The organism is Acinetobacter sp. 802_lipA (assembly GCF_058242885.1).
Window position 1 is genome coordinate 289,718 of the sequence record NZ_JBZAYP010000001.1, and the last position, 12,948, is coordinate 302,665.

A 12,948-nucleotide genomic window follows, 5' to 3' on the forward strand; every position below is an offset into this window, starting at 1 on the left:
AATTGTTTTTTAATTTTAGTAGAATTTAAAAGGCATAATTTTCAAAACAGTGCAGAGTTGAACCATAATGAGTCAAATCAAGAACAGCCTAAAGTTGGAACAATATATAGGTATTCAAATTAAGAAACATCGACAAGAACAAAGCCTCAAGCTGTCTGAAGTAGCCCAAATTTCAGGTATTAGCCAAGGCATGTTAAGTAAAATTGAAAATGCTCAGGTGTCGACTAGCCTTGAAACTCTTAGTCGTCTATGTGAAGTCCTCGGGATTCCAATGTCGACATTGTTTAGCCAATATGACCAACAAGAAAGTAATGCCATGTTGGTTAAATCAGGTGATGGTATGGAAGTGGTTCGACGCGGTACTGAAAAAGGACACACCTATCATCTCCTCACACATTCGAGAGGACCTCGCAAAAATTTTGAAGCTTATTTGGTGAGTATGGATGATGCCAGTGAAGAGTTTCCAACCTTTGCCCATCCCGGTACGGAAATGCTGTATTTGGTCGAAGGGGAATTAATGTATCGCCATGGACATGAGATTTTTCACATGCAGCCAGGCGACTGTTTAACCCTTGAAGGTGAAATCCCACATGGTCCGGAAAAGCTCATTAAAGTGCCGATTCGTTTGCTCTCGATTATGAACTATGGGACAAATGGAGAAGCATAAGTTTCTTCATGACATCTTTTAAGAAAAGGTGCATGCGAAGTAGACAACACTTTTCACATGTTTAATTTTTCACGAATTTATCTATCACACAGCCTTAACACTAGATAAGAATGCCTAGTAAATAATCATGGTACAAGAATTGCTTTAACCGAAGGGAAATTATTATTCCCTTGAGGAATGTAAATACCCTATGCATTCCTTAAGAGCCAATCAAATAAGCAAACCCTCTATTTGGGAGTACTTCATGATGACTCATGTGTTGAAAAAATTCTTTTTGGCCTCGCTATTCCTTGTCCCTACCTGCGTTTTTGCTGAAGAACCTCGCTTAGATGCTGCATCTACCGTATGGATGATGATTTCTGCAATTTTAGTGCTGATGATGTTCATTCCAGGTCTTGCCTTATTTTACGGTGGGATGCTGCGGACAAAAAATGTTCTGTCTTTATTCTCTCAATTTTTTGCGGTTGCTGGTGTTTCAGCGATTTTATGGGTGGCTTTTGTTTATAGCATGACCTCCGACACCAGCAACATGGTTGAAGGGAGTTTAAACCTTAATAGTTTTGTCGGCTCATTGAATAAAGCATTTCTATTCGGCATAAATGACCAGACCTTAGTAGGTGGTGTGCCTGAATATGTGTTGATTACTTTTGGTCTGACTTTTGCCATTATCACGCCTTGCATTGCTATCGGCGCTTTTGCAGAACGCATGAAATTTAGTGCTGTTATATTATTTGCTGCACTTTGGCTGACGTTAGTTTATGGTCCTTTAGCACATATGGTCTGGGGTGGCCCTGGGGCAATTATGCACAACTGGGGCGTATTGGACTTTGCTGGAGGGACAGCAGTTCATATTAACTCTGGAATTGCAGCCTTAGTGGGTGTTCTGGTTTTAGGAAAACGTCGTGGATGGCCTACGATAGCAATGCCTCCACATAATTTGGTATATACCATGATCGGCGCTGCACTATTATGGGCAGGTTGGTTTGGTTTTAATGTTGGCTCTGCGCTCTCTGCCAATACCACAGCGGGCGTCGCACTGTTAACCACGATGCTTGCAACTTGTGCGGGTATTACGGGTTGGATGTGTATTGAAAAAATGATGGCAAAACATGTGACATCGCTTGGGCTTGCTTCAGGTGCCGTTGCAGGCTTGGTTGGTATCACACCTGCTGCTGCCTATGTTGGACCATTAGGTGCACTTGCGATTGGCTTTCTTACCAGTATTTGTTGTTTTTATGCTGTGACGACATTAAAACGAAAATTTGGTTTTGATGATGCTGTTGATGTATTTGCCCTACACGGTGTGGGGGGGATGGTTGGGGCAATATTAACAGGTATTTTCTGTATCCCTGCTTTGGGAGGTACTGTAAGCGACGTTAATTTAGTCCAACAATTCTTTGCTCAAGTTGCAGGGATTGTCTTAACTATTGTGTACTGTGGATGTTTTACATGGCTCATTATGAAAGGCATAGATATGACAATCGGATTACGGGTCAGTGCGGAAGAAGAACAACAAGGTCTAGATATTATTGAACATAATGAACGCGCTTATAACAGTTAAAAAAATATTTGCTTTATACGTTGATGTAATGTAACCATGAACCAAATAAAAAGAGAAACAGCAGTTTCTCTTTTTATTTCATATATAAGGCTAAGCTTCTGCCTCAAACTCTTTAATCGCTTCTTTGGCAATACGGAAGCTGTCCACCGCTGCTGGTACGCCACAGTAGATTGCAACTTGTAATAACACCTCACGAATTTTTTCTTTGGGCACACCATTACGCAATGCACCTTTGACATGCAGTTTTAATTCATGTGGACGGTTCAAAGCAGAAATCATCGCCAAATTAATCATGCTTCTTTCAGCTTTGGATAGTTCTTCTCTGCCCCAAACTGCACCCCAACAATATTCTGTCACAAGTTCTTGTAAGGGAAGATTAAAATCATCGGCATTGTTGAGTGAGTTATTGACGTATTCTTCACCCAAGACTTGCTTACGAATAGCTAAACCTTTTTCAAATTTTTCATTGCTCATACTTAAATTCCTCCAAATAAGGTGTATTTAATTTCAAGATAGTCTTCAATACCATATTTAGAACCCTCACGCCCCAAACCTGAATGTTTCACGCCACCAAAAGGTGCAACTTCATTTGAAATGAGACCTTTATTGATCCCAACCATCCCATATTCAAGCTGTTCACTCATACGCCATGCACGACCTAAGTCTCGGGTATAACAATAAGCAGCAAGACCATATTCTGTGTCATTTGCCATCTGTACGGCTTGATCTTCAGTTTCAAACTTAAATACCACTGCAAGTGGACCAAAAGTTTCTTGAGTTGCCACTAACATGTCAGTATTTGCATCGGCAATCAATGTCGGTTCAAAAAACAGAGGGCCTGCTACGTGGCTTTGTCCACCAGTCACTAAACGGCCCTGCTTGGAAAGAGCATCTTGAATGTGTGATTGAACTTTTTCCACGGCACCTTGATTAATCAATGGACCAATTTCATGTCCTGCTTCTAAACCATTGCCGACTTTTAAAGCTTCAATTTTACTTTTGAAGACTTGAATGAATTTTTCATAAATCCCTGCTTGCACCAAAAAGCGATTTACACAAACACAGGTTTGTCCTGCATTTCGGAACTTGGCAATGAGTGCACCTTCAACAGCGGCGTCGATATCAGCATCATCAAATACAATAAACGGTGCGTTGCCACCCAATTCCAAGGAAACTTTTTTCAGGGTTTTTGCTGATTGTTGCAGAAGCATTTTCCCTACAGGTGTTGAGCCAGTGAACGTAAACTTGCGTACAGCATCACTAGAAAAAATGGCATCACCAATTTGCACTGCGTCGCCTGTAATCACACTCAAAAGTTCTGCAGGAATTCCAGCTTGTACCGCTAAATAGGCTAAGGCTAAAGCTGTAAATGGTGTTTCTGGTGCAGGTTTGACAATACAAGGACAACCCGCAGCCAGTGCAGGTGCAACTTTTCGGGTAATCATCGCAGCAGGAAAATTCCAAGGGGTAATCGCTGCAACGACACCAATCGGTTGTTTGTTTACAATAATGCGCGCGTCTGGATAAGGGCTAGGGATAACATCCCCATAAATTCGTTTCGCTTCTTCAGCGAACCATTCAATAAAGCTAGCGGCATAAACAATTTCACCTTTGGCTTCAAATAAAGGTTTGCCTTGTTCAATGGTCAATATCGCTGCCAATTCATCACTATGCTGAATAATCAGTTCATACCATTTTTTTAATAAAACTGAACGTTCTTTTGCAGTTTTGGCTTTCCACATTGGCCATGCTGCATAAGCTGCTTGAATCGCACGTTCTGCTTCAGCTTTGCCCATATTGGGAACTTGACCGATCACTTGCTGATTGGCAGGGTTATAAATCGTGGTTGTTTGTTGATTATCTGCATCGCACCATTGTCCTGCAATCAATGCTTGCTGATGAAAAAGTGGGCCCATTGGAGTCATTGTATATCCTACCTTTTAAACTGTAACTTCAGTCAAAATATCTATAGCACGTATTCCGTTAACTGAATAATAAATTGGATACCATATTATTGAAATATGGTATACCAAATAAATGATGAAATTTTTTTGAGCACACTGCTCATTTATGTTCCAAATTAGAAATAATAGAAGAAGGTTAAGTTCAACAGTCTATTCCATTTATCATCAGCATCGCCTCGTGCTAAAGCCGCCTGAGTTCCACCAATAAATGGATCATTTTTACTGAAGATATATTCAGCCACTAAAGATACCTTTTTATAGTCAAATGAAGCACCTAAAAAGTTTCGGGTTGAATCTTTATAGCCATCCTGATCTTTGGCATAAGTGGTATATGCCACATAGGGGGTAATGCTTAAACCTTTGTACACATCTTTAAAGTTATAACGAACATCGGCGGTATAAAATGCCCCTTTATTAGCAACATCATATTCACCGTCATAAGAGCCCATCACTGACTCATGTGGACGAATGGAGTCTTGATTGCTTACTGAATTTTTACCACCAGTAAGTGTCAATGCTAGATTTTGATAGGCCAAACTTCCAAACAGTGCCCATGCTTTACGTGAGCCTTCTAAGTCTGTGGTCTTATTTTCAATGTCTGAATACCAGTAGGAACCTCCTAGGTTTAAACTCAAATCAGGCGCACTGTTTAATTTAATGTCTTGGCTAATTCGTCCAATCCACATATTTTTTTCATTCAGTGTTGAACGCGTTGGATCATCCGATTCTACAAAGTTGCCCGTATAACGTGCTGAATCACGACTATCACCATGGTAGTTTCCACCATCAGTGGCAAAGTAAGCCAAATCTATTTTGGTTGAATTCAATTCATGATGGTAGTTCACGCCCAAATTATGTGCATCTTCTAAGCCCATGGTGTTGTTAATACCACCATATAATGAACTTTCCCAAAAACGTGCCACACCAAAAGGAATCGGTTGTAAACCTACGGTCACATTTTGTTGTTCATTAAAACGATAACCAGCATAAGCATCAACCAAAGTCGAGAAATCGCATAAGGTACTGTACTGATAGCAACGGTATTCACCATGTGCAAACCATTTGGGTGCTGCATAATCTAAAGCCAGCTTTGCAGCATTAAATTGCAATTTATGGTCATTATCGGAACCATAATTTTTATCTTGGTAATTGGCACGTACATAACCTGAAATGGTCAGTGCACCAGTGTCGGTTTGTGCATCACCCAAAGTAATTGCTGCAAAACAAGGCAGTGTGAGACTCGTACTGATTAAACCTAATCCAAAACGATAATATGAATATTTCATTTTTTATTCCTTACAAACTTAATGTCTTTACGTTGACTTAACATTTTTTGGTTGAGACGTCGTAATGACGTGCAGAGACCTTGGACTGATTTAACAGGTAATAGATCACTGCGGTAACCAACATGCCGACAATCCACGAAATATCAACATCTGGAATAATGTTGGCAAACGTACCAGTAAAAAACGAGTTGGTCAGGAATGGAATTTGAACCACAATGCCAATGAAATAGGCAGCGAGGGTTTTGACATTGTATTTACCGTATTTACCACCGTTTTCATCAAAAATAGAATCAATGTCATAACGCTTTTTGTTGATGTAATAGAAATCCATCAGGTTAATAACGACCCACGGAATAAGAATAAATAACAACGCAAAGATGAAGTTTAGGAAGTAGCTGATAAAGCTACTTGATGCCCAGAGTGCAGTTCCTGTTGAAAGAATAAGCACGAAGATCGACAAAAGAATGCGCGTATTTTTACTCGGAATCCACTTCCCTGCAAAGGTTTGAATCGCAGTAATAAAGGAAAGTGATGCGCCATATAAATTCATGGCATTATGCCCAATGATATTGCATAAGAACAAAATCATGAGTACATAGCCAAAACTACCTGTGACAGTTTTAACCGCAAGCATGGCATCATTGGTGGTCATAATACTGACCGCAAGCATACCAAAGCTAAATGCAATGATCGTACCTAGAGCTGCACCTAAGTAGGTATTAATAAACGGTTTGAAAATACCAATTTCTTTAGGTAGGTAACGTGAGTAATCCGAAGTGTAAGGAGAAAAACTAATTTGCCAGATTGCGCATACGCAGAACATAGCAAACCAACCTTTTAAGTTAAAAGAACCTTTGGCAAGCACCTCAGCCGTTACATGCGGAATCATCAACGCAAAACCAATTAAAAGCGCCCCACCCATGAACCATGTGCCAATTTTGTTGAACTTATGGATAAAGTGATAACCAATAATCCCGATTAAGGTCGCAACAATGGCACCAATTACGGTTGCTGTCGGTACGGGGATTGCAGGAATAACGGTATGTAAGGTTTTACCCGACAGAATAATGTTTGAAGTAAAAAAACCAAGGTAAATAAAGGTCGTAAATATAACCACCAATAATGCACCATATCGACCAAATTGTGCACGACTCTGGATCATTTGAGGAATGCCGACCTGTGGCCCTTGAGCCGAGGTTAAGGCTAAAATAGCGGCACCAAAGAAATGACCGAACAGAATTGCTGTAAAGGCACTGATGATGTTCAATTTAAATGTCTGTACAGCCATGGCACCCGTAATCACCGCTAAGGGCGCAATATTGGTACAGAACCATAAAGTAAATAAATCTTTTACGTTGCCATTTCTTTGCGATGGATCAACATAATCAATACTGTTGCTTTCTATTTCAAAAGCTTTTCCTGTTGTTGCATTTTGACTCATATCCTTAATCTCACTTTTATAGAGAATTGGCCTAGATGACGATTCCAAGAATTCTTTCAAGGAATTTTTTATTCCCAAAATGCAAAGCAATTTTTAAACCATTTATTAATTAATCTAAAAATAATGCAATTGAGCTTCGTCTACTAGGGATATCCTTTTTGTTAAGTCAAACGGAATTGAATAAAATAAAATTTTGTAGGTCATTGTTTTAAATATTATATAAAGCAATGCCGTGCCAACTCGATATCTACATCGAAGTTGGCTCAGTCGAAAATCCATTTTCTTCGAGCAATCCGTTTATTTAAATTACCTAAATAATTAAATAATCCTAAAATATGGCATAAACCAGCTTTACCTCATGACGAAGGGGTCATCAATCGGGTCATCTGAGGTTCTTAGCCATACCGTTTTAGTGGTGGTGTAATCCAATACCGCATCTAAGCCACCTTCGCGACCATGCCCCGATAAACCATAGCCACCAAAGGGGGCTAAAGGAGAAACAGCTCGGTATGTATTTAACCAAACAATGCCTGCACAGATCGCTTTGGTCATGCGGTGGGCACGGGTTAAGTTGGTGGTAAATACACCTGAAGCCAATCCATAGGGGGTGCTATTGGCTTTTTGGATGGCTTCTTGTTCAGTGGTGAAGCTATCTACCGATAGCACTGGGCCAAACAATTCTGTGGTAATACAATCGGCCTGAGGTACCGTACTACAGTCCAAAATGGTTGGCGCATAATAAAAGCCATCTCTGTCTAGTACCTGCCCACCCGTCAACAAGATTGCCCCTTGTTGAATTGAAGCGTGTACCACCTGCTCAATTTTCTCACGTTGGCGTAATGTACAGAGTGGACCATATTCAGTGGTCATGTCATTTGGCAAACCGACACGAATGCGTTGGACACGCTCAACCAATTTTTCCAGAAATTGATCTTTGATACTGGCTTCAATCAATAAACGCGAACCAGCCACACAGCTTTGACCTGTTGCTGCAAAAATTGCAGCCACTTGTGCGTTGACTGCACTTTGTAAGTCAGCATCTGCAAATACGATGAAGGGAGATTTACCGCCCAGTTCCAAAGAAACCTTGGCTAAATTTTCAGCACTATTTTTGACGATATGCTTAGCTGTTTCAGGCCCACCCGTAAAAGCAACATGTGCCACTTTAGGATGGCTACTCAACACTGCACCACATTCGGGACCGAAGCCTGTAATAATGTTCACGACACCTGCTGGAAAACCTGCGGCATGCACAAGTTTTGCAAACGCAAGTAAAGGCCCTGGCCCTTCTTCTGATGCTTTGAGCACAACAGTACAACCTGCGGCCAAAGCTGGACCAAGTTTAACAGCAGACAAAAACAGTTGGCTGTTCCAAGGCACAATCGCAGCAATCACCCCAACAGGTTCACGTACTGTCCAGACTTGCATGTCTGGCTTATCGACGGGAATAAAACTGCCCTGTATTTTATCTGCAACACCTGCGTAGTAACGGTAATACTGCGCCACATAAGCAATTTGACTAGACGTTTCACGAATAATCTTGCCTGTATCCTGAGTTTCGATTTCAGCTAACTGCGGTGCAGCCTGTTCAATTAAATCGGCAAGTTTATAAAGTAACTGCCCACGCTGAGATGCAGTTAAGCTAGCCCAAGCTGAATCAGTTAATGCCTGTTGTGCAGCATCAACAGCACGATTGACTTCATCGCTGCGAGCCTCGGGCATTTCTGCCCACGCTTGACCAGTTGCAGGGTTAACACTGCTAAAACGTGCAGCACCCGCTTCAAACTGACCGTTAATATACAATTGAAATTCTGAGGTCATCGTCCTTGCCTCTCTTATGCAAATGCAGGCATTACTTCATTGATCATACGTTCTAACGAAGCTTTTTTGCGCTCAAAACTCATACCTGTGTCAATCCAGAATGAATATTCGTTATATCCCATCGCTTCATAAGCTTTCAGACGATCAATTACTTCTTGCGCTTGACCAATCACATTATTCTTACGCATTGCTTCTGGGGTATAAAATGGATGTGCTGCGATTTCTTCAGCACTTAATGGTGCAATTAAGCCTTGAGTAATTTCTCGCTCATTTTTAAACCATGCACCAAAATAGTTATAAAACGTATTAATTTCATCGGCTGCCAATTGAGCGTCTGCTTCACTGTCAGCTACATAGGTATGGCGGAGTAACATAATTTCAGGGCGAGGAATATCAGCAAACTTTTCACAAACTGTGTTGAAGTGTCCCATTAGTTTTTCAACTTCGTCATCGCCAAAATGTAAAGGTGTCACTTGCACATTACAGCCGTTTTGTACCGCAAATTCATGACTATTTGGATCACGCGCTGCCACCCAAATTGGCGGAAAAGGCTGTTGAAGGGGTTGCGGTGCTGATGTCGTTTTCGGGAACTGCCAAAACTCGCCTTTATGTTCGTAATCACCTTTCCATAAGTTCTTTACAGCAGGAATCATTTCACGTAGACGCTGACCTGCACTCCATGCATCCATTCCAGGAACCATCCGTTCATATTCAAATGAATAGGCTCCACGGGCAATCCCGATATCTAAACGACCATTGGTAATAATATCAGTCATCGCTGCTTCGCCAGCAAGCTTAATGGGATGCCAAAAAGGGGCAACAATTGTTCCTGTACCTAAACGTACATTTTGAGTTTTATTGGCCAAATCCGCTAAATTAATAAAGGGGTTAGGAGCAATGGTAAAGTTCATCGCATGGTGTTCACCCGTCCAAATCGCATGCATACCGCCACGGTCTGCAATTTGACAGAGTTCAACCATTTCATCATAAAGTTGCTTCTGTGTTTGTTGATCAGAAACACGTTCCATATGCACAAATAGTGAAAAACGCATGATTAAACTCCCTCTTTAACAATTTGACGAACCGTTCCGCTGGTTTGATTACCGTAATAAACGCCATAGTTTTTTAGGTCATTTTCTTTACGGTAACGCATTAACATACTTTCTAAAGCACTATCGACAAATTCGAGATTTTCTAATTGATTTAAATCGACAAAAGTCCCCGAAATGGCATCATCTACTGGGGTATTACATAAGAATGAAATATACTGTTGTTGGTTTTCAATATTTTCATAAACTGAATAAATGAAGCTAGCAGAAGCATCGGGCTGATATTGTCCAAAAATGCTTTCTAATGCTTGATCGGCACCATCTTTGCCGACCATGACATGTGGAATCGTCCATTTATAATCGGGCGTTTTCACCAATAGAATTTTATTTTCATGGCCAATAATGGCACTGATCACGACTTTCGGACCAGTAATGACTTCAGCAGAAAGTTTTGCTGGAGTGAAATAGCCACCACGGTAGTAGCCTAATCCTGCAAAACCAGCCGATGCAAAATTTTCTACTTTACCAATAAGAATTGCATGATCACCCGCATCCACAATCTGATGCGTCGTGCAGTCAAACCATGCACTCACTTGATCAATTAATGGATTTTTACAAGGGCTGGTTGTCCATTCAAGATTTGCAAAGCGGTCATCACTTGGACGAGCAAAAGTGTTAGAAACATCTTTTTGCTCCTCTGCTAAAATGTTAATCGCGAAATGTGCAGTATTGGCAAAATTATGATAATTGCTTGATGTCTTGGCAATACTGACAAGCAGTAAAGCTGGGTCCAAAGACACCGAAGCAAAAGAGTTTGCGGTAAAACCCAGAGGTGTTCCATCCTCTTTACAGGTTGTAACTACGGTTACGCCAGTCATAAAAGACCCGAAAGCGTCGCGTAGTTCTCGCATTTTATTGACTACATCCTGTTCACTCATGTCGATACTCCTGTTCTTCGATCAGCAACCTAAGCGGCTGTATTTAGCCAAGCTTGCATTGCCTGATTAACTTTTTCTGGTGCGGTTAAATTCACCATATGTCTTTCATTTTCAATAATAACTGCTGTTCCATTTGGCGCTTGATTCGCCATTTGTTCGGTCATTTCTGCTGTTGAGTTTGGGTCATCTGTCCCAGTTAAAACCAGTGCTGGGCAGGCAATTTTTGACCATCCATCTGCATAGGTTTCATCGCCACTGGCAAATGCTGAATATGCGGTTGTATACCCCAACAGATTTACACTTTCTAACCAAGATTTCACTTTTGCTGAAGCAATTTGTTCTAGTTCACTTTCACCAAACCAACGTTGTAATGGTGTTTCAACATCAATATGACCATGCTTCAACTCTTCAGCGCGTTGCATTACCGCTTGGCGAGCTTGTGGTGTTCTACGGTATACCCCATTTAACACCGCCATACGTTTGACTAAATCAGGACGCATGACACTAACACCTGCGGTAATCAGTGAGCCCATGGAGTGTCCAGCCAAATTGACTGGACCTAAACCTAACGCACTAATAAATTCAATGGTCCAATCGACAAAGTCTTGTAATGAGGCATCGACTGGTAATTGAGTACTTTGACCATGACCGGGCATATCCACTGAAATAACCCGATATTGGTTCGAAAAAAATTCGATTTGCGGATACCAAGCTTCCGCTTGCATACCGACTCCGTGAATGAGAACCAAAGGTTCTCCTTCACCTTGCTCAAAATAGTGAGCAATACGGTTATTTGACAGCTGCTGGGTTTTTGAGATCATGTCCTAACTCTTCTAAATCCTTGTAACGATCACCAATACGGTGGTGTGGACGTCCTGTTGTCGCAGCACCAATGACAATCACAATTTCATCTGGTCCAGGTGCATCAGGAATAGCGAATTGCAACGTTAAATAATGTGAGCGGCGACCTTCATCATTTTTGTCCATCATTGGAACTAAAATGGCTGCATTGGCTGGACCACGAGTATTGTTAAATGCCAAGTACGATTTGGCTTCTACTGCACTGCGGTAAGTGTTGCCAAAATGTAAGGTGTGGATGAGCGCTGAAGCATGTTCAAGTTCACCATTTAGCCCGACAACCGCACTTTTACCAAATGCTTCAACGGCTGCACCAGAACCGACCTCATCAATAATTAATTTGGTTAAGTGTTCACTTAAAATGGGTGCGATACGACGGATTTCTGGGGTTAAGTTTTCAACATATCCCTGTCCTGCCCATGGATTTTTAATGACTGCTGCGGCTGCCACCATTTTTAATGGTGTTTCGGCTTCTTTCGCGCCATCTATATAGGTGGTTTCTATATGAAGTACGGTTTTGCGTATCAGGTTCATTGTTCTTCCCTGTTGAGTCGGTTAGTATTGTCATACATCTTATGGTATACCATAATACATAATGAAAAAAATGCAATACTTTGTTATGCTCTTTTCTAAAGAAAGTTATGTAACAAAATTGCGACTCACATATTTAGGTAAGATCGACTCTTATGAATCTTAAAATTGAAAATCCGCCAGTCACCTTGCGTGAACTTTGTTTAGATAAAGTTCGCAATGCGATTATTACGGGCTACTTTCCATCGGGAAAACGTTTGGTAGAACGGACATTATGTGAAGAGTTAGGGGTCAGTCGTTCTGTGGTCCGTGAAGTGATACGTTACCTTGAAGCTGAAGGTCTTGTTGAGATTTTGCCGAACAAAGGCCCTATAGTTTCTTTACTGAATTGGGACATTGCTTCGCAAATTTATGAAATTCGATTGTTGCTCGAACAAAGTGCCGTAGCGGACTGTACTAAAAACCTCAATGATGCAACCCGTGAACGTTTAAAGGTTCTACTGGCTGAATTAGAACAAGATTTTGCTGCCGATGATATTAATCACATTATCGCAACGTCTGCCAAACTATATGAAACCATCTTTAACACGGCTAAACATTACATCGCATGGGAAGTAGTACAGCGTTTAAATGGTCGGATTAGCCGTTTACGTGCCATGACTATGAAATCAACCAAGCGAGAAGTTTCGGGTTATCAACGGATTAAAAATATCTGCGAAGCTATTTATATTCATCAAGACCCTGATCGGGCAAAACAAGCTGTCGCTGAGCATATTGCGGAAGCCGCTGCAGTTGCTAAAAATGTTTTAGATCAGACTTAAAAGGAATTCGC

The 12,948-nt window shown here is 41.1% G+C and carries 12 protein-coding genes; 3 read left to right on the forward strand and 9 right to left on the reverse strand.

Features of this window, described 5'->3' with window-relative positions:
• Positions 1-67: 67 nt before the first annotated feature.
• Both AC4CU3_RS01470 and AC4CU3_RS01475 read left to right on the forward strand, forming a co-directional pair.
• Positions 68-667, forward strand: a complete 600-nt coding sequence (locus tag AC4CU3_RS01470) for a helix-turn-helix domain-containing protein (RefSeq protein WP_279683194.1) — start codon at positions 68-70, stop codon at positions 665-667.
• 244 nt (positions 668-911) lie between these two features.
• Entirely contained in the window at positions 912-2,228 is a 1,317-nt protein-coding gene (locus AC4CU3_RS01475; RefSeq protein ID WP_490737941.1) for an ammonium transporter, read from the forward strand.
• A 90-nt stretch (positions 2,229-2,318) separates the two neighbouring features.
• Here the strand turns inward: AC4CU3_RS01475 and AC4CU3_RS01480 are convergent, their stop codons facing one another.
• From AC4CU3_RS01480 to AC4CU3_RS01520, 9 genes are all read right to left on the reverse strand, one after another.
• A complete protein-coding gene (locus AC4CU3_RS01480; RefSeq protein WP_279683190.1) occupies positions 2,319-2,702 on the reverse strand; it encodes a carboxymuconolactone decarboxylase family protein in 384 nt (127 codons plus the stop codon).
• Between the two features lie 2 nt (positions 2,703-2,704).
• Positions 2,705-4,153, reverse strand: coding sequence for an NAD-dependent succinate-semialdehyde dehydrogenase (locus tag AC4CU3_RS01485; protein ID WP_279683189.1), 1,449 nt, complete (start codon positions 4,151-4,153; stop codon positions 2,705-2,707).
• A gap of 155 nt (positions 4,154-4,308) precedes the next feature.
• Positions 4,309-5,478, reverse strand: coding sequence for a hypothetical protein (locus AC4CU3_RS01490; protein WP_490737942.1), 1,170 nt, complete (start codon positions 5,476-5,478; stop codon positions 4,309-4,311).
• Between the two features lie 37 nt (positions 5,479-5,515).
• On the reverse strand, positions 5,516-6,919 hold the full coding sequence (locus AC4CU3_RS01495) for a purine-cytosine permease family protein (RefSeq protein ID WP_279683185.1): 1,404 nt from the start codon (positions 6,917-6,919) through the stop codon (positions 5,516-5,518).
• Between the two features lie 351 nt (positions 6,920-7,270).
• Complete coding sequence (gene tgnC, locus AC4CU3_RS01500; RefSeq protein ID WP_279683183.1) at positions 7,271-8,740, reverse strand: (Z)-2-((N-methylformamido)methylene)-5-hydroxybutyrolactone dehydrogenase; 1,470 nt, start codon at positions 8,738-8,740, stop codon at positions 7,271-7,273.
• Between the two features lie 14 nt (positions 8,741-8,754).
• On the reverse strand, positions 8,755-9,792 hold the full coding sequence (gene tgnB / locus AC4CU3_RS01505; protein ID WP_490737943.1) for a flavin-dependent trigonelline monooxygenase oxygenase component: 1,038 nt from the start codon (positions 9,790-9,792) through the stop codon (positions 8,755-8,757).
• A 2-nt stretch (positions 9,793-9,794) separates the two neighbouring features.
• Positions 9,795-10,727, reverse strand: coding sequence for a flavin-dependent trigonelline monooxygenase reductase component (tgnA, locus tag AC4CU3_RS01510; protein WP_279683180.1), 933 nt, complete (start codon positions 10,725-10,727; stop codon positions 9,795-9,797).
• A 29-nt stretch (positions 10,728-10,756) separates the two neighbouring features.
• Positions 10,757-11,548, reverse strand: a complete 792-nt coding sequence (locus tag AC4CU3_RS01515) for an alpha/beta fold hydrolase (RefSeq protein ID WP_279683178.1) — start codon at positions 11,546-11,548, stop codon at positions 10,757-10,759.
• Positions 11,517-12,119 carry an amino acid synthesis family protein gene (locus AC4CU3_RS01520; RefSeq protein WP_279683176.1) on the reverse strand — a complete coding sequence of 201 codons (603 nt, stop codon included), beginning with the start codon at positions 12,117-12,119 and terminating at the stop codon, positions 11,517-11,519. Before AC4CU3_RS01520 ends, AC4CU3_RS01515 begins: the two co-directional genes overlap by 32 nt.
• Before the next feature lie 152 nt (positions 12,120-12,271).
• On the opposite strand from AC4CU3_RS01520, the gene AC4CU3_RS01525 reads away from it, so the two are divergent.
• A complete protein-coding gene (locus AC4CU3_RS01525) occupies positions 12,272-12,937 on the forward strand; it encodes a GntR family transcriptional regulator (RefSeq protein WP_279683174.1) in 666 nt (221 codons plus the stop codon).
• Positions 12,938-12,948 lie beyond the last annotated feature (11 nt).

What these genes read in the sequence shown, in the direction of transcription:
- AC4CU3_RS01470 (WP_279683194.1), top strand. Translation starts at nt 68, where the DNA reads ATGAGTCAAATCAAGAACAGCCTAAAGTTGGAACAATATATAGGTATT.
- AC4CU3_RS01525 (WP_279683174.1), top strand. Translation starts at nt 12,272, where the DNA reads ATGAATCTTAAAATTGAAAATCCGCCAGTCACCTTGCGTGAACTTTGT.
- AC4CU3_RS01480 (WP_279683190.1), bottom strand. Translation starts at nt 2,702, where the DNA reads ATGAGCAATGAAAAATTTGAAAAAGGTTTAGCTATTCGTAAGCAAGTC.
- AC4CU3_RS01515 (WP_279683178.1), bottom strand. Translation starts at nt 11,548, where the DNA reads ATGATCTCAAAAACCCAGCAGCTGTCAAATAACCGTATTGCTCACTAT.
- tgnB (WP_490737943.1), bottom strand. Translation starts at nt 9,792, where the DNA reads ATGCGTTTTTCACTATTTGTGCATATGGAACGTGTTTCTGATCAACAA.
- AC4CU3_RS01490 (WP_490737942.1), bottom strand. Translation starts at nt 5,478, where the DNA reads ATGAAATATTCATATTATCGTTTTGGATTAGGTTTAATCAGTACGAGT.
- AC4CU3_RS01485 (WP_279683189.1), bottom strand. Translation starts at nt 4,153, where the DNA reads ATGACTCCAATGGGCCCACTTTTTCATCAGCAAGCATTGATTGCAGGA.
- tgnC (WP_279683183.1), bottom strand. Translation starts at nt 8,740, where the DNA reads ATGACCTCAGAATTTCAATTGTATATTAACGGTCAGTTTGAAGCGGGT.
- AC4CU3_RS01520 (WP_279683176.1), bottom strand. Translation starts at nt 12,119, where the DNA reads ATGAACCTGATACGCAAAACCGTACTTCATATAGAAACCACCTATATA.
- AC4CU3_RS01495 (WP_279683185.1), bottom strand. Translation starts at nt 6,919, where the DNA reads ATGAGTCAAAATGCAACAACAGGAAAAGCTTTTGAAATAGAAAGCAAC.
- AC4CU3_RS01475 (WP_490737941.1), top strand. Translation starts at nt 912, where the DNA reads ATGATGACTCATGTGTTGAAAAAATTCTTTTTGGCCTCGCTATTCCTT.
- tgnA (WP_279683180.1), bottom strand. Translation starts at nt 10,727, where the DNA reads ATGAGTGAACAGGATGTAGTCAATAAAATGCGAGAACTACGCGACGCT.